We start from the raw sequence: 23,759 nt of genomic DNA on the forward strand, positions 1-23,759 counted from the left end.
TACCCTTGTAAACGATGGAAAAAAAGATTATTTTTGTTCAACAGATGCCCATTTGTAAGTTAATTTACCACCATAGTTAATTGGGATAATATCTTTTACGGCACCTTTTACTACATACGCTGAACCTTTTTGGAAGATTGGAGTGATAACTGCATCCTCTTTAATTAACATCTTCTCTACTTCTAGAAGGTTGTCCCAGCGAGCTTGTAAATCTTTTGTATCTGTTTTAGCTTTTAGGATTAACTCATCATATTTCTGATTAGAATACCCTGTTTTATTTTGAGAACCATTCGTAACAAACATATCTAAATATGAGATTGGATCTGGGAAATCTGGTCCCCAAATACCAAACGCAATATCATATTGCTGAGAATCTTCTAATTTATTTTTTTGTGCGAATGGTTGCTGTTTAATTTTAATTGATAAACCTGGTAAGTTCTTTTCCATCTCACCTTTTAAGAATTCCCCAACCTTTTTAGCATCTTCATTATCAAAGTTTAAGAATTCTAGTTCGATTTTATCAGTTCCAAGCTCTTTCTTCGCTGTTTCCCAAAGCTTTTTCGCTTCTTTTGGATTTGTTTCAACTAGCTTTCCATTTTCAGCTCGGAAATCTTTTTTATTCGGACCTTCAGCGAAATCTTTTCCAACAAATCCGTAAGCTCCAATTGCACCGTTATTTAAAATAACTTTTGCAATGTTATCACGGTCAAAGGACATTGAAATTGCTTTTCTTAAGTTTTTATTACTTAAGTACTGATTACTTTGATTAAATCTTAAGTAAGCAACCCCTGCTTCTTTTCTTGTTTGGAACTCTGGACTTTTTCTAAACTTATCAACAAATTCAGACGTTAAAGCCGCTCGGTCAATCGCGTTTGTCTCATATAAATTTACATCAGTTGCTGTATTTTTTACAATATTAAAGTTGATTTCTTCGATTTTAACCGTTTTATTATCCCAATATGAAGGATTCTTCTTGAATTGGAAACTTTGTTCATGTTTCCAATCACTCATAACGAATGGACCGTTATATAATGTTGTATTTGCCTCTAAACCAAATTTATCACCTTGTGCTTTTACAAAGTTTTCATTTAGTGGGTAAAATACTGGATAAACTGTTAAATCGATAAAGTAAGGAACGGGATTGTCTAATTCTACTTCTAATGTATAATCATCAATCGCTTTTACACCTAATTGGTCAGCAGGTAATTCTTTTTTATGAATTTTCTCTGCATTTTTAATATCGAACATAATGTACGAATACGTTGCTTTTGTATCTGGATTTACTGCTCTTTTCCATGAATACACAAAATCTTTAGCTGTTACAGGTTCCCCATTCGACCATTTCGCATCTTTTCTTAATTTAAATATGTATTTCTTCCCATCATCTAGCTTTTCGACATCTTCTGCAACTCCAGGCATTCTCTTTTGATCTTTGCCAATACGATATAAACCTTCCATCGTATTATTTAATGCTGTAGAAGATGAAGAATCAGATGCTAATGATGCATCCATTGACGGAATTTCAGATAACTCTGTTAAATTAAGAATCTGTTTTCCGTTACTACTACTCGTAGCGTTCTCTTTCCCTTTTGCTTTTGCGTCATCTTTTTGGTAGCTACACGCGCTAAGCAACATACTTGCAGTTAAAGTTGATGCAAGTAATAACGGTATCTTTTTCTTCATGTTGTGTTGCCTCCCCTAATTGCACTTCCTGTACCCTCACTTGTTAAAAAGTAGAATTGAAAGAATAATCTCCAAGTTTCTACAATTTTCATTATACATATAATATAACAATTGTGAATATAGTTTTTTGTTTTTTTGTTAAAATTTTTAATAAAATATTTATATTTTTAATTTTTCGTAAAGGGATACATTAACATTGCTACCATCATCTTAAAATCAGACCTTTAATTGCGTATAATTTTCAAAAAATTAATCCTAGTACTTATTATAGCTTTTATAGTATAATAATTCTAGTGATATTTTGACGGAGGGGAATATTTTGAATAAAGTTTTTTTTCATACTTGTATACTAATTTTTATAGCGATGATTGCTTCTAGTATTGGTGCATTCCTCATTTCATCTCAATTTTTGTTGAACTTTGTCAACATTTTGTTTTATATTGCACTGTTTTTTATTCTTATCGGCGGTTTTTTATACATATTTCAAAATGGTTTTTTCAATGTAACCATTTACGCATTCCAAAGAGTATTTGGTACGAACAAAAAGATTGACTCTTTAATTGAAGAAGTCGAGGAACCTACAGATAAGAAAGAACGTATTTATAAAACATATTCATTCAAATGGACATATCCAATTTGTATTACAGGTATCTTCCTTGGGTTGTTCTCGACCCTCATTAGCTTTACTATTTTGATGTAGTTTGCAAACACTATCCCATATGATATAATAATCAGCAAAACATTTTGTTATAAAACTTTAGTTCTTTCATATTAAAAGAGCTCAAGTAACAATAAATAAATTTATATGTATGCGATGATAAAGAAGAGTACATATTGAGGCAATTTCAGAGAGCTTGTGGTTGGTGTGAACAAGTAATTGTACAGTATGGAATGGGCTTTTGAGCACCAAACCGAACCGAAAGTAGTAGGCTTTGGCGTTATATCCAAACGTTATTATGGATTAGAGAGATTTCACAGTAGTGAAATAATTAGGGTGGTACCACGGTCCATTCGTCCCTATAGTTTTTTGGGATGAATGGGCTTTTTTGTTTGCCTTCTCTTCCCCACATCACGCATTCTATTTTAGGAGGAATTACTTATGTCAGTTATCTTTTCTGGTATTCAACCAAGTGGAACGATTACACTTGGAAACTATTTAGGAGCAATGAAGCAGTTTACAGAGCTTCAAAATGAACACGACTGTTATTTCTGTATTGTAAACCAACATGCGATTACAGTACCTCAAGATCCCGTCGGGCTTCGTAAAAACATCCGCAGTCTTGCTGCACTTTATGTAGCATGCGGCATCGATCCTGAAAAAGCTACTTTATTTGTACAATCAGAAGTACCAGCACACGCTCAACTAGGATGGATCATGCAATCTGTTGCTTACGTTGGAGAATTAGAACGTATGACGCAATATAAAGATAAAGCTTCTGGTAGAGATTCAGTTCCAGCTGGATTACTTACGTATCCACCATTAATGGCTGCTGATATTTTACTTTACAACACTGAAATCGTGCCGGTTGGTGATGACCAAAAGCAACATATCGAATTAACACGTGACTTAGCAGAGCGTTTCAACAAACGTTACCGCGAAATCTTCACAATGCCTGAAATTCGCATTCCAAAAGTAGGAGCTCGCGTTATGTCATTAACAGAGCCTACGAAAAAAATGAGTAAATCTGATCCGAATCCAAAATCAATGATTAGTATGCTTGATGAGCCAAAAACAATTGAAAAGAAAATTAAGAGTGCTGTAACTGACTCTGAAGGTATTGTGAAATTTGATAAGGAAAACAAACCTGGTATCTCTAATTTATTAACAATCTACTCTTCATTCTCTGGAAAAACAGTTGAAGAAATCGAAGCAATGTACGAAGGAAAAGGATACGGCGACTTCAAAGGCGACCTAGCGCAAGTAGTCGTAGAAGCTATTCGTCCAATTCAAGACAAATATAACGAACTAATCAACTCACCAGAACTAGACGAAATCCTAGACAAAGGTGCAGAAAAAGCAAACCGCGTCGCATTCAAACAACTACGCAAAGTAGAAAACGCAATGGGACTAAGCAGAAAACGTAGGTAACATATAAAGCGGAGGCAGCTCGTTCAGCTCTGACTGGCTAAGGTTCTTTCGCATAGAAGACGCTTTTTGTCTTCTTATGCGAAAGGTTCTTAGACACGAAGAGCTTGCTGCCGGAGCTAGATTACTACAAAATTAAAAAACCGCCAATTGGCGGTTTTTTAATTTACCTTTTGCTCATTTTCCATTTCCCATAACTTTTCAAAAAATGGCTGTCCTTTTACGAGACGCTCGCATAATTGTTCGTGCTTATCAGACCAGCCTGTTTTCGCTTCATCATACAGCTTAGCCCAAATATCTTCAAATTCCATATGTTGAACCATTCCATATGCTGATGGATCCCACTCTGTGAACCAATAGCGAATTTCTGCTGTGTTTTTCGTTGTATGTAATTGATCTAACGCCATAAATAATAATTGTTTTAGCTGTCTTTCTTTACGAGTCAAGCCATTCATAATGAAAGGCGATGGTGATAAAATATGATGTTCTTTTTCTGTTTCTTCTACTTGGAACTCATACTTTTCTGCTTGTACGTTTTCTACCATCTCATATACCATCTGCTCTTGGCGTGGTATAAGTCTACTTTTGCGAATTGGTACATTGTAACCAATTGTGTCAATCGCAATAATTCCTTTTCCATCTGTAACAACAAAGCAATACTCTTGCTGCAAACGTTCATGATTTTTACGAATATAAGCCTTATGATGTACGTCTTCCAGCATTTTTTGCGGAAGCTCTAACAATTCGTTCTCGATGTAATGATATAATGTGGCATCTACTTTTAATAATGGCACTTGATCTAATAGCTCAATCGTATCATCTTTCCGCCATTCGTAAAAATGACAAACGTTATACCCATTCTCTTCACCTTCAAACCAATTTACCCATACATCATGTAGATATAACATTCACTACCCCTCACTTCACTACTGTTTGTACCAATCATTATGTTCATTTTTGCTTAACTTTATTCCACTTGAGGAAATATATTCTAATTATTATTTTTTCTTCTATTAATACTAAAAAAACAGGAAATAGAACTCCTGTTTTTTATATATGAAATGTCCTTGCTTTATTCAATATTTCTTTTGCATCTATAGATAATAAAGAAAGTGTATCTTCTCCTTCCAAAGTTACACAATCTTTGACAATATGAAATCCAAGCGCATAGCCAAGCATCTTCGGATAAGAGTGAAAGCCATTTAATAAGATGTCATGTTCCCTTGTTCCTCGTTTTATACTTATTCTTTCATGTACAACATTTTTCCAATAATAAACAGCCTCTTCTTTTGAAAGATACGCCGTCCACGGTGCATTGTTTTTTTCTGTATACCTTTCTGTTACTGCTTGTTCCGCTAGCCCTTCCATAATCATCGTATCAAGTAATGTATATTCTGTTTCTTTCGTCTCAATTTGATGTAACCTGCATATGTGATGATATTCATGCGCCAATAACACTTTTAATTCTTCTACCGAATTCCGCCCACATACGAATAAGAAAATAACATGACGCATAGATAATCCAGCCCTACCGTTATACTCTTCTTGTACAGTTCGATTATAGGAATCTGATAATAAAATAAAGACAGGGACATCTGGACCTTTTAACCAATTTTTCAGTTTATCATACTCCAGGCTCAATTCTTTCCAAATTTCCTTTTCCTCTAATTCTTTAATTTCCTTTTCTCCGCGCATGATCGGGCGATACATCCCTTTTGAAATTAAAAAGCGATACAACCTTTCTTTTGGCAACGGAATATACTTCGTAAATTTCTCACAAAGTTTTTCTGGCCGTCCATAATATAAATGTAGCCATTCAGCTGTTTCAACAATCCCCATCTTTATCCCTCCTTTTTCTTATGTATATGCTACAGGAGAAAAAGGCGTAAAAATAAATAAGGAGTTTTTTCGCAATCTATTGCGAAAAAACTCCTTATTTCATCGATTATTTATACGATTTAAATACTAACACTGCGTTATGACCACCGAATCCTAATGAGTTACTTAATACTGCATTTACTTCTTGGTGTCTCGCTTGATTTGGTACGTAATCTAAGTCACATTCTGGATCTGGTGTCTCATAGTTAATTGTTGGAGGAATTACTCCGTCTGTAATTGATTTAATAGAGAAAATCGCTTCAACAGCACCAGCTGCTCCTAATAAGTGACCTGTCATTGATTTCGTTGAGCTAATTGCTACTTTATACGCGTGCTCGCCGAAAGTTTCTTTAATTGCCATCGTTTCATATTTTTCATTCGCATCCGTACTTGTACCGTGCGCATTAATGTAATCAATATCTTCTGGCTGTAGGCCTGCATCAGCTAAAGCTTGACGCATTGCACGCACTCCGCCTTCCCCACCAGGAGCAGGCATTGTAATATGGAATGCATCTCCAGTTGCACCATAACCAGCAATTTCCGCGTAAATGTGAGCACCGCGTGCTAATGCATGCTCTAATTCTTCAAGAATTAGAATACCTGAACCTTCACCCATTACGAAACCGCTACGGTTTTTATCAAATGGACGGCAAGCCGTTGCTGGGTCTTCATTAAATGTTAATGCTTTTGCTGAGCTAAATCCTGCGAATGCCATACTTGTTAGCGGCGCTTCTGCTCCGCCTGTAATCATTGCATCAGCATCACCACGCTGAATTGCTTTAAATGCATCACCAATTGAGTTTGCACCAGATGCACAAGCCGTTACAGAACAAGTGTTAATTCCTTTTGCTCCTGTTGCGATTGATACTTGACCTGCTGCCATATCTGGAATCATCATCGGCACGAAGAATGGGCTCACGCGGCGTGGGCCTTTCTCAGTAAAAATCTTAAATTGTTCTTCGTATGTTTCCATACCGCCAATACCAGATCCAATCCATACACCAATTCGAGGTCCGTTTTCTTCTGTAATTTCAAGCTTTGCATCTGCAACTGCCATTTTCGCTGCTGCTACTGCATATTGTGTAAAGCGATCCATACGGCGCGCTTCTTTTTTATCAATATATTTCTCGACTTCAAAGTCGTTAATTTCCGCTGCTACTTTTGCTGGAAATAGTTCTGGATCAATTCTTGTAAGTCGCCCGATTCCAGATACACCCTTTTTAATGTTTTCCCACGCTGTTTCAACATCTGTACCGACCGGTGTAACAGCTCCTAGTCCTGTAATTACGACCCTCTTTTTTTCCATACAAAATACACTCCTTTTTTCTCTCAGTCCTTATTTACCCCAACGAAGAGCAACTGCTCCCCATGTTAATCCGCCGCCAAAACCAACAAGTATAATTAAATCACCGTCTTGAATACGTCCGTTTTGCAATTCCTCTACCATTGCAATCGGAATGGAAGAAGCTGATGTATTACCGAACTTCTCAATCGTCATACTCATTTTTTCTTGTGGTAAATTTAACCTCTCTCTTGCAGATTCCATAATACGAATGTTTGCTTGATGCGGTACTAAGAAATCCACATCTTCCTTCGTAAGACCAGCTTTATCTAAAACGCGAAGACAAGAATCACCAAGTTGACGAACGGCAAATTTAAACACTTCTCTGCCATTCATCATAACATACTCGTCTTGATAAAGGTGCTTGCCGCCACTTCCGTCTGCTCCTAATTCAAAAGATAGAACGCCTTTACCTTCTGAAACAGCTCCCATTACGACAGCACCGGCTCCGTCTCCAAATAGTACTGCTGTATTTCGATCGTTCCAGTCTACAATTTTAGATAGTTTATCACTACCAACTACTAATACATTTTTATACGTTCCTGTTTGAATAAATTGCTGCGCTGTAATCATTCCGTACATAAAACCGGCACATGCTGCACTTAAATCCATTGCAGCTGCATGTTTCGCTCCTATTGCTTCTTGAATTACACAAGCAACTGCTGGAAAAGCACGATCTGGTGTTACTGTTGCTACTAAAATAAGATCGATATCCTCTCCGCTAATTCCTGCATCTTCAAGTGCTTTTTTAGAAGCCTCTACGGCCATATATGAAGTATCTATTGTATCATCGGCAATGCGTCTTTCTGCAATTCCCGTTCTCGTACGAATCCATTCATCGGATGTTTCCATTATTTTCTCTAAATCGTGATTTGTGACTACTTTTTCTGGCACATATCTTCCGATCCCTAAAATGCCCACGTTCACATCGCAGCCCTCCGTTTTATATCAAATGTTATGACTTGGTACTAATTTTAAAACATAAATGTATTTTTGTCTAGAATATATTTCGCATAAAACAGAAAGCTAACGCATTATTCACGTTATTTTTCATTAAAAGAAACAGAAACATACCTCTAAAATATAAAAAGACTCAAACCGCTTCTATCCACGGTTCGGGCCTCTCTTCCATCTTAAAAAGATGCTTTTTATTCTTTATCTGCTTTCCTTCTAAACTAGAGAGTTCTCCTCACTACTTTTCCTTTATCCTCTTCATATCTCTGGTTTTCCCCCCCAGGCGAGAATAAAAAAGGCCCTGACCGCTTCTATCCACGGTTCGGGCCTCTCTTCCATCTTAAGAAGATGCTTTTTATTCTTTTTATTCTTTTTATTCTTTATCTGCTTTCCCAAGCTCATAAGCTTCGTTCATAACTTTCATTAACAACTCTAACACCGGCTGTGCCTTCTCCATATCAAGTGCAATTCCATTATCATCTAAAATTGCCTTTGCTTCCGGTAAATGCTTCATTGCGATTTGTAAAAACTGCATGCTTTTTTCGTTCATATTATGCTCTTCCTCTCCATTAAAACTTTCACATACAATAGTGTAACACGCGTACTACCCTTCGTATAACTCTTTATATTTTTTCATGTGTGCCAGTTGTTTATTTAAACCGTATTCTAACGGAGTATTTCTTTTTATTGAAATTACCTCGATAGCCTCATCTCTTACTTCGTTATTATTTTTATTTACTTTATCATCCGCGCGTAAAAGATTCATACCTTTTTCCCATAATGACTGTTTACCACTAAGTAAATTGTATATACCAAGCTGCGCCCCGTTCGTTCCATTTTCCCATAAGTATTCACATACATCTTCAACGTAAAGTAAATCATTCCCCTTTTCCTCAATCGTACAACGGCACTCTTTTTCACCTAATTCTGATAAAATAAGCTGATGAAACATCATAAAGGACGGTTGCCACGGTCCATATAATGTTGGAACTCGAAATACACTATATTGTAAATTCCCTTTTTTCAATCCTTCTTCTACTTTCAAAAATAGGCGCTTATTTTCGGATTCATCTGTACTGCCTACTTCAATAGAAGAAATTAAATTTAACTTCACTTTTTGTTCTTCACACATTCTTATAATTCGCTTTAAATATTGTAATATGACTCTTTCATTCCGAAATCCACTTTGCTGATTTGGCTCATATAAGCAAAAATAAACAGTATCGAATCTCTCTTCCTCAACCGATCTCCATCCATCTTCATCTCTTATCGAATAATACGTAAATAACGCATTTCGCCCAATTAATAATAACTTCTCTTCATTAATTTTCGTCATACTATCGAATTCATCAAAATCAAGACCATAGACTTCCACTTCTTCTGCAATCATTTTATTTACAAGGTGATAACCTACAAACGTAAGTGCACCTATTATCAGCACGCGTTCCATACCACCAACCCTTTCCCTCTGAAACAAATAGCTCCTCATTTATGTATATGGGAGCTTCATAATTCTTCTTCATATTTTTTAAAGAAATCAGTCGTTTGCCTAACCATTTTATATTTCACATCTTGCAGATGGAACAAGACAGAAGTATCACATTGATTTAGTTGCCTCATTTTCTCATATCTACGCAACTGCTGTTTTCTTCCTCTTTTTTCTTGTGTTGATACGAAAATTTTAACAGGTACACAAGATGGAAGAAGCGTAAATGATTTCTTATTTATTTTTGATTCTAATTCTTCTTCTTTGGCATCATACGCCAAACTTAATTCCTTCACGAGTCTCTTGTAAAAAAATTTATGCTCTTTCTCAAAACTTACATATTCCGGTAAATCTAAACACGGATTTAGCATAACAACAGAACGAATACATTCAGGATATTTGTTCATCATTTCAAGTGCTACAAGCGCTCCCATACCATCTGCCATAATGTGCATTTTCGCATTTAACGTCTCTTTTCTCAAAACAACATCATATAAACGTTTTGCCAGACGAACAGATTGATCGTTTCCCCAATGTCTTCCGTATAAATTAGAGGAAAAGACCGTGTAGCCTTGTTCAATAAGACCATGTAAAAAATAAGATTTACCCGCATGTTGTGTCCATAAACTTGTACCATTCTCAATAAAGTAGTTATAATCACCGAGGAGCATAACAGAAAATCCATTTGGCTTCTCCGGTAAATAAATGACACATGGTTCTTTTTCTAAGTAAAAAAAACGTTCCGTAATACTCATTTTTCCCCCGCCTTATTTTCTAAACATATAAAAGTACTCTTTTATAATGTATGAACGGAATGCAAATTTGCGTTGAAAAATCTACAAATATTTTTCTATATTCTTTTTTCAATTGTGTTACAATAAGGACAGATTGAACGAATAGAGGTGTAAAATATGCGTTTCATTTGGGCATTAATTTGGTCGTTCTTACTTGTACATATGATGAGCTATGTAATCGGCTCTATGACTGGCGGTACATACGACTTTAACCAAGCGTCTATTTTCTCAGTTGTTCTTGCTGTGTTAGTACTAGCAATTTCAGCTGCAATTCCAAACGAGCCAGTAGAACAACACTAAAAAAAGAGTCCGGATTTTATCCGAACTCTTTTTTATTTTTATTTCACATGAACGACTAATTCGTTATTTTCTACATCAACAACTACGTGACTATTATCAGTAATTGTTCCTGCAATTAATTCTCGTGCTAATTTCGTTTCCACTTGACGCTGTACGTATCGTTTTAATGGACGAGCTCCGTACATTGGGTCGAAACCGGCTTCCACAACAAATTCTTTTGCTGCATCTGTTAATTCTACTGTAATGTGACGGTCAGCTAGACGACCTTGTAGTTCTTTTACAATTTTATCAACAATGCCTTTAATTTCATTCGTTGTAAGAGGTTTGAATAAAATAATTTCATCCACACGGTTTAAAAATTCAGGGCGGAAATGTCCTCTTAATTGCCCCATTACAAGGTCTCTTGATTCCTCTTTAATCGAACCATCTTCTTCTAATCCATCTAGTAAATGAGCAGATCCAATATTTGAAGTCATAATAATAACTGTATTTTTAAAGTCCACTGTACGACCTTGCGAATCTGTAATGCGTCCATCATCTAACATTTGTAATAAAATGTTGAATACTTCTGGATGTGCTTTTTCAATTTCATCTAATAAAACAACGGAATATGGTTTACGTCTTACCGCTTCTGTTAATTGACCGCCTTCTTCATATCCTACATATCCAGGAGGTGCACCAATTAAGCGAGACACGGCGTGTTTTTCCATATACTCAGACATGTCAATGCGAATCATTTGCTCTTCACTATCGAATAAAGACTGGGCTAACGTTTTTGCAAGTTCTGTTTTACCAACACCTGTTGGCCCTAAGAAGATGAAAGAACCAATCGGGCGGTTCGGATCTTTAATACCAGCGCGAGCACGAAGAACTGCGTCTGACACTAAGCTTACTGCTTCCTCTTGTCCGATGACACGCTCTGATAAGATTTGCTCTAAGCGTAATAATTTCTCGCGTTCACCTTCCACGAGTTTCGCAACAGGAATACCAGTCCAGCGTGAAACAATATCTGCAATTTCTTCTTCACTTACTTCCTCACGTAATAAACGATTTTCTTGTTTATTATGCGCGCCCATTTCTTCCGCTTCTTTTAACTCTTTTTCAATTGCGGGAATTTTCCCGTGACGAAGTTCGGCTGCTTTATTTAAATCGTAATTGCCTTCTGCTTCTTCTAATTCACGACGCAAACGTTCTAAATGTTCACGTAAGTCACGAACTTTGTGAATGTCTTCTTTTTCTTTCTCCCATTTCGCTCTCATGCCACTTGCAACTTCTTTTAAATCCGATAATTCACGTTGCAATGTTTTTAGACGCTCTTGGCTACCACGATCCGTTTCTTTCCCAAGAGCCGCTTCTTCAATTTCCAGCTGCATAATGCGGCGCGTTACTTCATCTAATTCTGTTGGCATAGAATCAATTTCTGTACGAATTGTTGCACACGCTTCATCAACAAGGTCAATTGCTTTATCAGGTAAGAAGCGATCTGAAATATATCGATCTGATAAAACTGACGCTGCTACAATCGCACGGTCATGAATATTTACACCGTGATAAATTTCAAAGCGTTCTTTTAATCCACGTAAAATGGAAATTGTATCTTCAACAGTTGGTTCTTCTGCTAATACTTGTTGGAAACGTCTTTCTAGCGCTGGATCTTTCTCAATATATTTGCGATATTCATCGAGCGTCGTCGCCCCGATACAATGCAGTTCACCGCGCGCAAGCATCGGTTTTAACATATTTCCTGCATCCATGGCTCCCTCTGTTTTACCAGCTCCAACTATTGTATGAAGTTCATCAATGAATAATAAAATGCGTCCTTCACTCTTTTTAATTTCATTTAATACAGCTTGCAGACGCTCTTCGAACTCACCACGGAATTTCGCACCAGCTACGAGTGCACTCATATCTAACGCAAAAATCGTTCTATCTTTCAACCCTTCAGGTACATCCTTTTTCACGATACGCTGTGCTAGCCCTTCAACGATTGCTGTTTTACCAACACCTGGCTCCCCAATTAAAACCGGATTGTTTTTCGTTTTACGTGAAAGAATACGGATTACACGTCGTATTTCACTATCACGGCCGATTACAGGATCAATTTTCCCTGCTCTCACTTCCGCCACTAAATCACGACCATATTTTTCTAACGCTTCATAAGTTGCTTCTGGATTTTGACTCGTCACTCTTTGATTCCCCCGAACTGTCATTAAAGACTGTAATAAGTTATCTTTCGTAATATGCAATCTTGTAAATAATTGATTTATATCGCCTTTTTCTTCAGAAAAAGCAAGCAATACATGTTCTACTGAAATGTAATCATCCTGCAGTTTTTCTGCTTCTTTTCCTGCTCTTACAAGAAGTTGTTGCAGAGCGCTCGTTACATACAATTTTCCAACTTCTGCACCGCTCCCCGTTACAGAAGGTTTCTTTTTAATTAAACTTTCAGCACCTTGCTTTAATGCTTCTATATCAACATTCATTTTTTGAAATATACGTACTGCTAATCCATCTTGCTCTTCTAATAATGCAAGTAATAGATGAACAGTATCCACCTCTTGGTGATGATGAGATACCGCTAAAGATTGGGCACTCATAATCGCCTCTTGTGTTTTTGTTGTCATTTGATTTAAGTCCATCTTTACAGCCCTCCAAAAGTTTGACTTTCTTTGACCTTTGATTTGATTATACGCCAACTGACTTTTTTATACAATAATTTTGCCTATGTATTTTCAAACTTATTATTTGAAAAAGAAAAAGAGAGCATTCATTATACTGCTAAAAAATACGGTAAATGAAATTACAATGTGTAACGACAAAAAAGCCGCAATAATGATTGCGGCTTCTGTTACGGTTTTCTTTTATATGTCCACTGGCGGTTATGATTCGTGTTATCCGGAAACTTTTCACCGGCAGTTAATTTCACCATTTGCGGATCTTTCACCATACTTCCCGTTTCACCAATTTCTACGTAAATGCCATCATTCGGCGCTTTTTGTCCAGAACGAAACCTGCGATTTTGTCCCATCTTCATTCTCCTTCCATGACGTCTTGCCTCATTAGTATATCCATTTTAAAAGAAAGCTTTTCTGTCATGTTTAGGAAACAGTACTACATCTCATTCTTGTACATATATATGAATGACACAAGCGTAAGCAGGGATTTCTTTCCTACTTGTAGAAAAAAAAGAAACCAACCTACTCTAGGCTAGTTTCAAAGGAGAGTCAAACATATACGAGAAGATTACATGTTCATTATATGCCTCATCACACGAGCAATGTAACCCTTTTCACAATTTGTACATAATGAAAGAAACATTGTTTGAACTTTCTAAAAAGATGTTGACTTTTCTTAATTTCCAACGATAAATAGTAGACACCACAGCACTTTGAGACGTAAGATGGATATATAGTGAAATTTCCATCTATGGTGATTTCACCGAGTCTAACCTCTTATTTCTGCATATTAAAAACGGAAATACAGATAGATACAAAAAAATTATTATAAGAGGTGAAATTATGAACAAACAACATTTAATCGCATTAGACTTAGACGGCACTTTATTAACAGACAACAAAATAATTTCCACTCGAACGAAACATACAATTGCAAAAGCAAAGGAACAGGGACATATTGTCGTTATTTCAACAGGACGTCCATTCCGTGCTAGTTATGATTACTATAAAGAACTTGATCTTAACACACCGATCGTAAACTTTAACGGCGCTTACGTACATCATCCTCTTGATTCAAACTGGGGAACACATCACTCTCCTCTTGAGCTAGCAACAGCGCAAGAAATTGTCCGAGCTTGCTTTGATTTTGGCGTAAAAAATATATACGCGGAAGTAATGGACGATGTGTATGTTCGTGAAATTGATGAAGATAAAAAACATATTTTCGAATTCGGCTCTCCTAAGATTTTTACGGGAGACTTATTAAATATTTTAAACGATCATCCAACTTGCTTATTAATTGACGCACATGACGAGCATTCTACTGCAATTCGTCAACATTTAACGGATATGCATGCGGAAGTAATCGACCATAGAAAATGGGGCGCACCTTGGCCGATTATTGAAATTGTGAAAAGCGGGTTAAATAAAGCAGTTGGATTACAAAAAATTTCTAGTCATTACAACATTCCACAAGAGCGCATTATCGCTTTCGGTGATGAAGATAATGATTTTGAAATGATTGAATTTGCTGGTCACGGTATCGCAATGGGAAATGCCATCCCTGAATTAAAATCACTTGCAAACCATACGACGTTAACGAACGAAGAAGATGGTATTGCTTTATATTTAGAAGAGGTTCTTGGGTTGTAATCTAAAAATTCCCTACTTATAGTTTCCTGCCAAATGTCCATACTATAAGTAGACGCATGAGACATCGCGTCGATTGTTTTCAGCTAAATAAAGGGGGTTTTTCGAATGGGTAAAAAGAACAAATCAAAACGTTTTATCCAACAAGGAGCCGATGCTGTTATGAAGCATGATGCAAGATTCCCGTACAGAGGTACATTAGCTGAGGCAGAAAAAGCAAGAAGTAACTCTTCTTTTGGAGGGGTTTAAATGGGGAACTTACTATTCCAACAAGCTAGAGATGCTGTTGAAAATGCCGTATCTTGTTCAAGCGGTACTGAGCAACAAGATCTCGTGTATAGAGCAAAAAATGCTTTGCAATCCGCTTACGCAAACTCTTCAACTGCTGAAAAAGTTCAGCTCCGTGAAATGCAAGAGCAATTGCAAAACATTACGAATTTACATTAAAAAAGAGGACCAACTTCGGTCCTCTTTAATCTTTCCGAAACAATCCGAACACACCAACTGTTTGCAGTATATTTGTAAATGCACCTGGGTCCACTTGTTTAATAATCCTCTCTAATTCGTATAACTCATAACGAGTAATAACCATCATTAACATTTCTTTATTTTCATTCGTATAAGCACCTGTTGCTGGTATCGTTGTAATCCCTCTTACTAATCGTGAGTGAATCGCCTTTCTTACATCTGTCCCATTCTTCGTAACAATTAATGCTGTAATCTTTACATGACGAGTATGAATTGCATCAATAATTCTCGTTGATACATATAAAGTAACTAACGTATATAACGCTTTTTCCCATCCATATACATAGCCAGCAGCGATAATGATAATTGCATTAAAAAAGAAAAAGTATGTACCGACAGGCTTATCTTTTATTTTTGATAAAATCATGGCGATAATATCTAATCCACCTGTAGAAGCACCCCACTTTAAAGCAATCCCTACTCCAATTGCCGAAATAATCCCGCCAAAAATCGCATTTAATATGATATCATTCGAAACCGCTCTAACAGGGATGATTTCTAAAAACAAAGTCATAAATATAACACAAAGAAAACTAAAAAAGGTGAAGGCCTTTCCAACCTTTTTCCACGCTAAAATAACGACAGGAATATTAAATAAGCTAAACAATACTCCCGTAGATATGTGAATCGATAAAAAATCACCTAATATTTGTGATAATAATTGAGACAATCCAGCAAAGCCGCTCGCATACACTTTTGCTGGCGTTAAAAATAAATTCATCCCAATCGCGTTTAATAAACCTGCGATGATTACAACGATTAACTTCTTTATAAGTTCAGTATAATTCAACTTCAAATCCATTTCGAATCCACCTTTACCCTTCATAAATGCACCGCTATACATAGTCTTTACGAAAAAGGAAATGATAAACGTACAACGTTTAGAAATGGAGTTGATACATATGCCACATACGAGTGATAACGACAAAAAAGCACGCGATAATAACGCAAAACGCACACAAAAAAATGAGCAAGAGCAAAAAAATATTCAGCAAGGTAAACGTGCATACTCTAAAAAGACCGATCACCTTTGATTCCATCGTACATCAACAATTATGTTGATGTACTTTTTTACATTTTAAAGGAAAAAAACATTAAAAATTCACTTCATGTTCACTTCTATATTCTACAATAGCGATAACATATTCGGATGAGGTGTTGGCATGAGAGGGAAACATATTTTCATTATTACTGCACTAATAAGTATATTGATGCTATCTGCTTGCGGACAAAAGAATGGCTCAGCTACAGTCGCTACAGCAACAGACTCCACCATTACAAAGGATAACTTCGAAAAACAATTGAAAGATCGTTACGGAAAAGACATGCTATACGAAATGATGGCACAAGACGTCATCACAAAAAAATATAAAGTACCTGATGAAGAGGTAAATAAAGAAGTAGAAAAAGTAAAAAAACAATATGGAGATCAATTCAAAAAAGTATTAGAAAATAATGGTTTAAAAGATGAAGAGGATTTCAAAAATCAAATTAAGTTCAAACTTGCTATGAATGAAGCGATTAAGAAAAGTATTACAGAAAAAGACGTAAAAGACCACTATAAGCCAGAAATTAAAGCGAGTCACATATTAGTAAGTGACGAAAATGAAGCGAAAGAAATAAAGAGTAAACTAGATGCTGGTGCTTCATTTGAAGAATTAGCAAAACAAGAATCACAAGATCTGCTATCAAAAGATAAAGGCGGAGACCTTGGATACTTCAATTCAGGTACAATGGCTCCTGAATTCGAAATGGCTGCCTACAAACTAAATGTTGGACAAATTAGCAATCCCGTAAAATCATCAAACGGTTATCACGTTATTAAATTAACTGATAAAAAAGATTTAAAACCTTACGATGAGGTAAAAAACTCTATTCGCAAAAACTTAGAGGAAGAACGTACTGCTGATCGTGTATTCAGCAAAAAATTGTTACAAGAGGAATTAAAAAAGGCAAATATTAAAATAAATGATAGTGATTTGAAAGATACATTTACTCTTGTTTCTCCGCAAGGAAATTAAAAAAAGCACACCCTTATCTTTTTAGATAAGGGTGTGCTTTTTAATCTTTCATCTTATTTCTTAAAGTAAGTCCAACCTTCTTCTTGGTAAACCTTTTCTTCTTTCATCAACTTACCAAGTGCGCGCTTAAATGCAGCTTTACTCATGTTAAAGCGTTCTTTAATATCTTCTGGATGGCTCTTATCCCAAAACGGCATTGCTCCGCCTCGTTCTTCCATATATGCATAAATTACTGCAGCATCGTCTTCCATTCCTTCTTCTTTACGAGGAAGAAGTGAAATGTTAATTGTACCGTCATCTTTGACGTCAATAATACGTCCTGTTACACGCTGACCGATGCGGACTTGTTCTTTTCTTTCTGTATGGTGTAAGAAAGCACGGAAATGTTCATCTGTTAAAACGAATGAACCTACTTGAAGCGAACGATATACACGTCCATTTACATTTTTATTACGCATAGATGGCGTTGCATCTACGATAATTTCTTGCATATCACTGTCTCTCGCTGGAAGAGCGATTAAACGATCACGATTCGTTAATTTTAACGTACAATATAATTCGTCGCCTACTTCTGGCCATACCGGCATATAAATCGGGAACTCATCAGCTGGAATTAGTATATCTTTTGACACACCAATATCAACAAACACACCTAAACTAGGAATAACTTCTACAACCTTTACCCAGTTCCAATCATAAGTTGTAATAATTGGTTCCTTCATTGTTGCTGAAATACGATTTTGGTGATCAAGGTATAAGAATACATCAATCGTATCGCCTTCTTCAATTTCTCCAGCTACTTCGTTTTTATGTAGGAAAATTTCTTCTTCTTCATTCCCAACCATATATCCGATTTCCGTTTCGCGTAAAACAGTTACCTGTTCAATCGATCCTATTTGCAAATACATATTTTTTAATTCCCTTCTATATATATAAAATTATCTTTTTTATCATTCCAAACAAAAGTTAATTATAACATGATTTTTCCTGTATTTGTCCAACTGCCCAAAATTCACTATAATAAAATGAGGTTACATGAATATAAGTACGAAAACACTTAAGTCTAGACTCGTTTTCAGCTATACTTTAGTATGTACAGTACATAACAAGATTAGAAATTTATTTGGAGGTGCTAACTATGGCAAAAGATAGTTCTTTTGACATCGTTTCGAAAGTAGAATTACCTGAAGTAACAAACGCAATTAATATCGCATTAAAAGAAATCCAAAACCGATATGACTTTAAAGGAAGTAAAAGTGATATTAAATTAGAAAAAGAAGTACTTGTTTTAACTTCTGATGACGAGTTTAAATTAGAGCAAGTAAAAGACGTTCTTATCTCTAAACTTGTAAAACGTAACGTTCCAATTAAGAACTTAGATTACGGAAAAGTTGAAGCTGCAACTGGCAACACTGTTCGCCAACGCGCAACACTTCAACAAGGTATCGATAAAGATAACGCGAAAAAAATTAACAACATCATTAAAGAAATGAAATTAAAAGTAAAAACACAAGTACAAGATGATCAAGTACGTGTTACAGCAAAAAGCCGTGATGACTTACAAGCAGTAATCGCAGCTGTTCGTAGCGCTGATTTACCAATCGACGTACAGTTCATTAACTACCGCTAAAAAGAAAACTCCTCTTAATTAGAGGAGTTTTCTTTTTTGTCTTGTAGAGACAATATTACGAGATCAAACTATAGAAAAAGGTATATGCGGTGAAAATTGCTAAGTGAATAGGGTCTAACCATACGTATACTTTACAAGTGACCGTATGATTAAACTAGGCCTTATTGTAGAATTTGTTTTATACATGTATTTAGCAGACCTTATTGAAAATAAGAAAAAGACACCTCAAGACGTTTCCCCCTTCGATTTGAATTACTTTTCTTAGTAACTACACCCTAGACCAAAGTCATCTTAAAAATCGCTGTAACTCATAATTCCTCCCCCCGCCAAAACGTAACAATTTATGAGTATAAGAATATTTCCCAACCTTTAATGTAATGTAAAATTAATAAGGAACTTAAAAAATGTTAATAAAAAAAGAGTTAGAAGTGGTTATATGAAGAAATTAATACTATGGTTTTTATTGGCCACATTCTCCCTAAATACTGTAGGATGTTCTAATAATACAAATACACTAACGGATAAGTCTAACTGTATCAACAAAGCTTGGTACAAAAAAACTATGTCATGTAATCATTTAAAAAAACATTAAATAGTTAATGATAAAGGTCATAAAAAAAAGACACCTCAAAGTGCCTTCCTCCGACTTGAAACATCTTAATTTTAATTATATTTGGATGGAGTTAAAAAGAAGCATAAATGGTTAATAAAGATGCAGACTTCAAAATAAAAAGTACACTAAGTAAACTCTTATTCAAAAATTTATATTAAACACTTAATATTTTAGAAGAAAGTTTAGAAGTTTAGAACCTACAGGGATTTTCCCTGTAGGTTTTATTATATTTCAAGTGATTTCCAAATGAATTATAAGTGGGGGTTTTCAGTTTGGTTTTCAAAATATTTTTCTTTAACCATTCTTATCAGATTTTCTTTTTCTGTTAGTTCAAATATAAATAATGCTTTTTTCATGTTATTTGCAATATCTTCTTCATTCTGTTGTTTAAATCTTAATAAATTCCATCCCTTTAAATAGTAAAGTTCACCTAATAAGTATAAAGTATTTAGATTAATAGCTAATTTGATTCCTTTATCAATGTATTTTACCGCCTCTTCATATTGATAGGTCATACCTAAACATTTCGCTAAATTAAAAATGATTTTTAATTTAATCGCTTTATCTCTCGGGAAATCTAACTTATTAAAATTAGTTAAACACCTTCTTAATATAGTAATACTTTTATCATATTCTTTATTTTCCGCATAAAATATAGACATTGTCTGCATAATATCTATTTCTCTTTCTGATAAAAAATCAACATTGGTTAAAGTTAGTTTTAATGCATTATTTAAAAGCTTTAAAGCAGTTTTTATGGATCTGTTCACCTCAAATATAGCAATCGCTTCATGCCATAGGAGAAATTGTTTATCTTCTTTTGCCTGGAAATTCTTTTCATCTTTCTCTTTTTTCACGATTTCATAAAGTTCATTATATTGTTTTTGCTTTAAGCAATCTTTTATTACGCATTTTACATTTTCTACATATTTTATTTTTTTGTTTTGAGTTAATGCAAATATATTATTTGGGTCAATACCAAGTCTTTCTGATAATTGATATAATAATATACTAGATGGATAAATCACACCTTTTTCTATTTTGCTAATTTGACTTTGTGAACATATTCCATGACATAATTCGGATTGTGATATATTTTTTTTAATTCTAAGCTCTTTAATGGTAATACCCAAATCGTAAAACTCCATTTTCCCACCTACTATTTAGCACTATATTAGTATAAGAGTATTCTCTAACTTTTAATGTAATGTAAAATTAATATAGTTGCAATTATTGTTTCAAAGGTCTTTCTCTATCCGTATGGACACAAAAACAGGCTAGGAAGAAGACTTTCTCCCTAACCTGGCCCCACCGAACAAACTTACAAATCCAATAAGAAGACATGAGCATAGAGTGAGTAACTTCTCATCTCATCTACGTTTCCTTTTAACTGCAATTAGAAACGCAATAAATAATACATTCACACCAACGATTAAGGAGATAAATAACCAATTCACACCTGTTTCTCCGTTAACTTTATACACGTTTGATTCTTCACGCTTTAAAACGAGATAAAATTTTCCGTTTTCCTCTCTTATAATTTCATCCTCTAACAATCCTCTTAACTCTTGTTTTTCACCAATTTCACTTGCAGGTAAGGAGACTTTTTGTGTTTCTTTCGTATTATTAATTGCTACTAAAGTTACTTCATCTTTATATTTTCGTTTTAGTATACTCATCCCGCTCTTATCATACAGAAGCTCAAACGTACCGCGTCGTAAAGACGGTCTCGCCTGCCTAAGTTCACCTAGTTTTGTTATGTGTTGCATAAACTTTTCGTCTGACTTAAAATCCATTAATCGTCTATTATCGGGTACACTTCCTCCATCTAATGCAATTTCAGTTCCGTAATAAAAATTCGGAATCCCAGGTGATGTTAACAAATAAGTAAGCGCCAACTTTAAACGTGATGGTGGATAATACATATTTTCTTTTGCAATACGCGCATATCTTTTTGTTTCTTGATCATCTAAAAACGTAACAAAGTCCCCTTCTTTTTTACTCACATCGTATAACGATTTCACCGATACATCCGCTTCGGAAAACGATTCTACTATTTTTTCGTTGTATTCGCTATCCTCCTTTGTCATAATACGAAAATCTTTCTTTATCACTTGCATATCTTTTTGCGCGTTATCCCAAAAGGAACGCGGCTTTTTTTCACTATGTATAACATAACTTCCGTCTAAATCAACTTCTTTTATCCACCATTTCATTGCGTCAATTACCTGTCGTTCGTTTTCTCCAAGCGGAAATTGAAATACAACTTTCATTCCTTTTGCATGAGCTTCTTTTACAAGTTCTTTCACATCATTGTCTGTCCCGAAATGTTCATTTACCTTTTTAAAATTTCGCACGTCTAATCCATCGTACTTTCCACTTTCAAAAAGCGGCGAAAGCATAACGGTAGTAAAACCCATTTCTTTTATGTAATCCAACCTTTTTATAATTCCTCTTATATCCCCGCCTTGATACCCTTCTAAATTACCAACTTCTAATTGTTTGTCATTTTTCGGTTCTCCATTATTGAAGCGATCAATCATAATGGAGTATATAACTTCATCTTTCCACTCTCTTTTTTCGTCTGCAAAAGTATGTATTGGTACAAACAAAACAAAAGCTAAGCAAAAACAAATGAATAGTTTCCTAGTCCGTATTTTTCCCACACGCATCCCCCAAGTTTTTAATTGTAAGAATATTATACCAATTATCCGAGAGAAACGCATATGTCGATTTCAATCCTCACAAAATAATCTATGTTACATTTTCTAACATCATGTATATATTTTTCTGAATTTTTAGTTGATTTTTAGTTCCTTTTCGAATATGATATGAAACATAACAAAACGATGTTATTTTTTCTAACATTACAGGAGGAGAGCTCATGAATATGGGAGATACAGTTTTTATGTTTGTGACGACAGTAATGGTCATGTTGATGACACCAGGATTGGCACTTTTTTATGGAGGTATGGTTCGCAGCAAAAATGTACTCAGTACAACGATGCATAGTTATAGTGCAATGGCTATCGTTTCGATTCAATGGATTGTTATCGGCTATTCTTTATCATTCGGACCAGATTGGCACGGGCTTATCGGTACACTTGATTGGTTCGGTCTAAACGGAGTTACCTACGCACCAAATCCAGACTACTCATCTACTATTCCTCACAATTTATTCATGATGTTTCAACTCATGTTCGCCATTTTAACTCCAGCTTTAATTTCAGGTGCATTTGCTGAAAGAATGCGATTTTCTGCCTTTCTTATTTTTATCCTTCTATGGACAACGATTGTTTACAATCCTGTCGCTCATTGGGTATGGGGCGTCGGCGGGTGGCTAAGGGAACTTGGTGCACTAGACTTCGCTGGCGGAAACGTCGTTCACATCACTTCCGGAGTTGCTGGTCTTGTATTAGCTATTTTCCTTGGAAAACGAAAAAACATAAATGGTTCTTCTCCTCACCATTTGCCATTTACAATGTTAGGCGCAGGATTATTATGGTTTGGCTGGTTCGGTTTTAACGTCGGAAGCGCATTATCTTTAAATGATGTAGCTTTAACTGCATTTATTAATACAAATATAGCTGCTGCTGCCTCAGCATTAACTTGGATGCTTTCAGAGTGGTTCTTCCAATCAAAACCGACTGCGATGGGAGCTGCTTGTGGCGCCGTTTCCGGTCTAGTCGCTATTACACCAGCTTGCGGGTTCGTTACACCTTTCTCAGCTCTTCTTATCGGAGCAATTGGCGGCGTATTATGCTTCGGAGCGGTCTTTTTCTTAAAAACAAAATTCGGATACGACGATACACTCGATGCATTCGGATGTCACGGCATCGGTGGAACTTGGGGCGGTATTGCGACAGGATTATTTGCAACTACTGCCGTAAACGGCGATGGCGCTAACGGATTATTTTACGGAAACGCCTCGCTGCTGTTGAAACAACTTGTAGCGATCGGCGCAACATATGCGTTCACAATTATAATGACGTATGCCATTATTAAAGCAATCAACTTCTTCCTCCCTGTCCGGGTAGATGAGCACGAGGAACATATGGGACTTGATATTTCGATGCATGGGGAGAAAGCTTATGAGTATACTGAGCGAGTGAACTAAAA

General features: G+C 35.6%; 24 protein-coding genes and 1 other annotated feature. Of the genes, 10 read left to right on the forward strand and 14 right to left on the reverse strand.

The features are described from left to right. Positions 1 to 27: 27 nt before the first annotated feature. The gene (locus GBN91_RS09620; protein WP_000727217.1) at positions 28 to 1,683 is read right to left on the reverse strand and encodes a peptide ABC transporter substrate-binding protein; all 1,656 of its coding nucleotides are present in this window, start codon (positions 1,681 to 1,683) and stop codon (positions 28 to 30) included. Between the two features lie 319 nt (positions 1,684 to 2,002). On the opposite strand from GBN91_RS09620, the gene GBN91_RS09630 reads away from it, so the two are divergent. Together GBN91_RS09630 and trpS are read left to right on the forward strand one after the other, a co-directional pair. Beyond that, entirely contained in the window at positions 2,003 to 2,383 is a 381-nt protein-coding gene (locus GBN91_RS09630; RefSeq protein ID WP_001044997.1) for a DUF3899 domain-containing protein, read from the forward strand. Positions 2,384 to 2,488: 105 nt separating this feature from the next. Continuing rightward, positions 2,489 to 2,705: a binding site (T-box leader), on the forward strand. A 77-nt stretch (positions 2,706 to 2,782) separates the two neighbouring features. Then, on the forward strand, positions 2,783 to 3,772 hold the full coding sequence (trpS, locus tag GBN91_RS09635) for a tryptophan--tRNA ligase (RefSeq protein WP_000110982.1): 990 nt from the start codon (positions 2,783 to 2,785) through the stop codon (positions 3,770 to 3,772). Between the two features lie 158 nt (positions 3,773 to 3,930). Here the strand turns inward: trpS and GBN91_RS09640 are convergent, their stop codons facing one another. The 7 genes from GBN91_RS09640 to GBN91_RS09670 all read right to left on the reverse strand — a co-directional run bounded on the left by GBN91_RS09640 (position 3,931) and on the right by GBN91_RS09670 (position 10,184). After that, positions 3,931 to 4,677: a YjbA family protein gene (locus tag GBN91_RS09640; protein ID WP_000966127.1), complete on the reverse strand. Its 747-nt coding sequence runs from the start codon at positions 4,675 to 4,677 to the stop codon at positions 3,931 to 3,933. A gap of 142 nt (positions 4,678 to 4,819) precedes the next feature. Continuing rightward, complete coding sequence (locus GBN91_RS09645) at positions 4,820 to 5,608, reverse strand: DUF2268 domain-containing putative Zn-dependent protease (protein ID WP_049108559.1); 789 nt, start codon at positions 5,606 to 5,608, stop codon at positions 4,820 to 4,822. Between the two features lie 106 nt (positions 5,609 to 5,714). Continuing rightward, positions 5,715 to 6,953, reverse strand: coding sequence for a beta-ketoacyl-ACP synthase II (fabF, locus tag GBN91_RS09650; protein WP_000412656.1), 1,239 nt, complete (start codon positions 6,951 to 6,953; stop codon positions 5,715 to 5,717). 30 nt (positions 6,954 to 6,983) lie between these two features. Beyond that, entirely contained in the window at positions 6,984 to 7,916 is a 933-nt protein-coding gene (fabH, locus tag GBN91_RS09655) for a beta-ketoacyl-ACP synthase III (protein ID WP_001100547.1), read from the reverse strand. Positions 7,917 to 8,316: 400 nt separating this feature from the next. After that, positions 8,317 to 8,493, reverse strand: a complete 177-nt coding sequence (locus tag GBN91_RS09660; protein WP_001986215.1) for a ComZ family protein — start codon at positions 8,491 to 8,493, stop codon at positions 8,317 to 8,319. Positions 8,494 to 8,547: 54 nt separating this feature from the next. Continuing rightward, positions 8,548 to 9,420, reverse strand: coding sequence for an NAD-dependent epimerase/dehydratase family protein (locus GBN91_RS09665; protein WP_006921015.1), 873 nt, complete (start codon positions 9,418 to 9,420; stop codon positions 8,548 to 8,550). 29 nt (positions 9,421 to 9,449) lie between these two features. Beyond that, positions 9,450 to 10,184 carry a lipase family protein gene (locus tag GBN91_RS09670; RefSeq protein ID WP_000028691.1) on the reverse strand — a complete coding sequence of 245 codons (735 nt, stop codon included), beginning with the start codon at positions 10,182 to 10,184 and terminating at the stop codon, positions 9,450 to 9,452. 156 nt (positions 10,185 to 10,340) lie between these two features. On the opposite strand from GBN91_RS09670, the gene GBN91_RS09675 reads away from it, so the two are divergent. Next, complete coding sequence (locus GBN91_RS09675; RefSeq protein WP_001211116.1) at positions 10,341 to 10,523, forward strand: YjzD family protein; 183 nt, start codon at positions 10,341 to 10,343, stop codon at positions 10,521 to 10,523. A gap of 38 nt (positions 10,524 to 10,561) precedes the next feature. Here the strand turns inward: GBN91_RS09675 and clpB are convergent, their stop codons facing one another. Next, positions 10,562 to 13,162 (reverse strand): ATP-dependent chaperone ClpB, encoded by a 2,601-nt coding sequence (gene clpB / locus GBN91_RS09680; RefSeq protein WP_000365401.1) that lies wholly within the window; start codon positions 13,160 to 13,162, stop codon positions 10,562 to 10,564. 209 nt (positions 13,163 to 13,371) lie between these two features. Continuing rightward, positions 13,372 to 13,551, reverse strand: a complete 180-nt coding sequence (locus GBN91_RS09685; protein ID WP_000531421.1) for a YjzC family protein — start codon at positions 13,549 to 13,551, stop codon at positions 13,372 to 13,374. Between the two features lie 490 nt (positions 13,552 to 14,041). Between GBN91_RS09685 and GBN91_RS09690 the strand changes: the two genes are divergently transcribed. The 3 genes from GBN91_RS09690 (at position 14,042) to GBN91_RS09700 (ending at position 15,295) form a co-directional block, all read left to right on the forward strand. Then, positions 14,042 to 14,851: a Cof-type HAD-IIB family hydrolase gene (locus GBN91_RS09690; protein WP_001041232.1), complete on the forward strand. Its 810-nt coding sequence runs from the start codon at positions 14,042 to 14,044 to the stop codon at positions 14,849 to 14,851. A gap of 105 nt (positions 14,852 to 14,956) precedes the next feature. After that, complete coding sequence (locus tag GBN91_RS09695) at positions 14,957 to 15,097, forward strand: hypothetical protein (protein WP_000516816.1); 141 nt, start codon at positions 14,957 to 14,959, stop codon at positions 15,095 to 15,097. Beyond that, positions 15,098 to 15,295: a DUF3813 domain-containing protein gene (locus GBN91_RS09700; protein ID WP_000527407.1), complete on the forward strand. Its 198-nt coding sequence runs from the start codon at positions 15,098 to 15,100 to the stop codon at positions 15,293 to 15,295. A gap of 25 nt (positions 15,296 to 15,320) precedes the next feature. On the opposite strand, the gene GBN91_RS09705 is transcribed toward GBN91_RS09700, so the two are convergent. Beyond that, on the reverse strand, positions 15,321 to 16,178 hold the full coding sequence (locus GBN91_RS09705; protein WP_000364437.1) for a YitT family protein: 858 nt from the start codon (positions 16,176 to 16,178) through the stop codon (positions 15,321 to 15,323). Between the two features lie 100 nt (positions 16,179 to 16,278). Here GBN91_RS09705 and GBN91_RS09710 point away from each other — a divergent pair, with 100 nt between their 5' ends. Next, positions 16,279 to 16,410, forward strand: a complete 132-nt coding sequence (locus tag GBN91_RS09710) for a DUF3941 domain-containing protein (RefSeq protein ID WP_001120851.1) — start codon at positions 16,279 to 16,281, stop codon at positions 16,408 to 16,410. Positions 16,411 to 16,539: 129 nt separating this feature from the next. Beyond that, positions 16,540 to 17,397, forward strand: a complete 858-nt coding sequence (gene prsA, locus GBN91_RS09715) for a peptidylprolyl isomerase PrsA (protein ID WP_063535875.1) — start codon at positions 16,540 to 16,542, stop codon at positions 17,395 to 17,397. 53 nt (positions 17,398 to 17,450) lie between these two features. Here prsA and GBN91_RS09720 read toward each other — a convergent pair whose 3' ends face one another. Continuing rightward, a complete protein-coding gene (locus GBN91_RS09720) occupies positions 17,451 to 18,305 on the reverse strand; it encodes a CvfB family protein (RefSeq protein ID WP_000281262.1) in 855 nt (284 codons plus the stop codon). Between the two features lie 230 nt (positions 18,306 to 18,535). Here GBN91_RS09720 and GBN91_RS09725 point away from each other — a divergent pair, with 230 nt between their 5' ends. Then, positions 18,536 to 19,027, forward strand: coding sequence for a YajQ family cyclic di-GMP-binding protein (locus GBN91_RS09725; RefSeq protein WP_001040149.1), 492 nt, complete (start codon positions 18,536 to 18,538; stop codon positions 19,025 to 19,027). 864 nt (positions 19,028 to 19,891) lie between these two features. On the opposite strand, the gene GBN91_RS09730 is transcribed toward GBN91_RS09725, so the two are convergent. Further along, positions 19,892 to 20,788 (reverse strand): helix-turn-helix domain-containing protein, encoded by an 897-nt coding sequence (locus GBN91_RS09730; protein ID WP_152121414.1) that lies wholly within the window; start codon positions 20,786 to 20,788, stop codon positions 19,892 to 19,894. Positions 20,789 to 21,010: 222 nt separating this feature from the next. Continuing rightward, positions 21,011 to 22,366: an alpha-amylase family glycosyl hydrolase gene (locus GBN91_RS09735; RefSeq protein WP_152121415.1), complete on the reverse strand. Its 1,356-nt coding sequence runs from the start codon at positions 22,364 to 22,366 to the stop codon at positions 21,011 to 21,013. A gap of 158 nt (positions 22,367 to 22,524) precedes the next feature. Here GBN91_RS09735 and GBN91_RS09740 point away from each other — a divergent pair, with 158 nt between their 5' ends. Then, entirely contained in the window at positions 22,525 to 23,757 is a 1,233-nt protein-coding gene (locus GBN91_RS09740; RefSeq protein ID WP_001055855.1) for an ammonium transporter, read from the forward strand. Positions 23,758 to 23,759: the final 2 nt, after the last annotated feature.

It is taken from the genome of Bacillus sp. B1-WWTP-T-0.5-Post-4, from assembly GCF_009183795.1.
Classification (GTDB): Bacteria; Bacillota; Bacilli; order Bacillales; family Bacillaceae_G; genus Bacillus_A; species Bacillus_A cereus.

Coding starts and splice junctions, on each gene's coding strand:
- GBN91_RS09620 (WP_000727217.1), bottom strand. CDS start 1,683: ATGAAGAAAAAGATACCGTTATTACTTGCATCAACTTTAACTGCAAGT.
- trpS (WP_000110982.1), top strand. CDS start 2,783: ATGTCAGTTATCTTTTCTGGTATTCAACCAAGTGGAACGATTACACTT.
- GBN91_RS09640 (WP_000966127.1), bottom strand. CDS start 4,677: ATGTTATATCTACATGATGTATGGGTAAATTGGTTTGAAGGTGAAGAG.
- GBN91_RS09645 (WP_049108559.1), bottom strand. CDS start 5,608: ATGGGGATTGTTGAAACAGCTGAATGGCTACATTTATATTATGGACGG.
- fabF (WP_000412656.1), bottom strand. CDS start 6,953: ATGGAAAAAAAGAGGGTCGTAATTACAGGACTAGGAGCTGTTACACCG.
- GBN91_RS09660 (WP_001986215.1), bottom strand. CDS start 8,493: ATGAACGAAAAAAGCATGCAGTTTTTACAAATCGCAATGAAGCATTTA.
- GBN91_RS09670 (WP_000028691.1), bottom strand. CDS start 10,184: ATGAGTATTACGGAACGTTTTTTTTACTTAGAAAAAGAACCATGTGTC.
- GBN91_RS09675 (WP_001211116.1), top strand. CDS start 10,341: ATGCGTTTCATTTGGGCATTAATTTGGTCGTTCTTACTTGTACATATG.
- clpB (WP_000365401.1), bottom strand. CDS start 13,162: ATGGACTTAAATCAAATGACAACAAAAACACAAGAGGCGATTATGAGT.
- GBN91_RS09685 (WP_000531421.1), bottom strand. CDS start 13,551: ATGGGACAAAATCGCAGGTTTCGTTCTGGACAAAAAGCGCCGAATGAT.
- GBN91_RS09690 (WP_001041232.1), top strand. CDS start 14,042: ATGAACAAACAACATTTAATCGCATTAGACTTAGACGGCACTTTATTA.
- GBN91_RS09695 (WP_000516816.1), top strand. CDS start 14,957: ATGGGTAAAAAGAACAAATCAAAACGTTTTATCCAACAAGGAGCCGAT.
- GBN91_RS09700 (WP_000527407.1), top strand. CDS start 15,098: ATGGGGAACTTACTATTCCAACAAGCTAGAGATGCTGTTGAAAATGCC.
- GBN91_RS09705 (WP_000364437.1), bottom strand. CDS start 16,178: ATGGATTTGAAGTTGAATTATACTGAACTTATAAAGAAGTTAATCGTT.
- GBN91_RS09710 (WP_001120851.1), top strand. CDS start 16,279: ATGCCACATACGAGTGATAACGACAAAAAAGCACGCGATAATAACGCA.
- prsA (WP_063535875.1), top strand. CDS start 16,540: ATGAGAGGGAAACATATTTTCATTATTACTGCACTAATAAGTATATTG.
- GBN91_RS09720 (WP_000281262.1), bottom strand. CDS start 18,305: ATGTATTTGCAAATAGGATCGATTGAACAGGTAACTGTTTTACGCGAA.
- GBN91_RS09725 (WP_001040149.1), top strand. CDS start 18,536: ATGGCAAAAGATAGTTCTTTTGACATCGTTTCGAAAGTAGAATTACCT.
- GBN91_RS09730 (WP_152121414.1), bottom strand. CDS start 20,788: ATGGAGTTTTACGATTTGGGTATTACCATTAAAGAGCTTAGAATTAAA.
- GBN91_RS09735 (WP_152121415.1), bottom strand. CDS start 22,366: ATGCGTTTCTCTCGGATAATTGGTATAATATTCTTACAATTAAAAACT.
- GBN91_RS09740 (WP_001055855.1), top strand. CDS start 22,525: ATGAATATGGGAGATACAGTTTTTATGTTTGTGACGACAGTAATGGTC.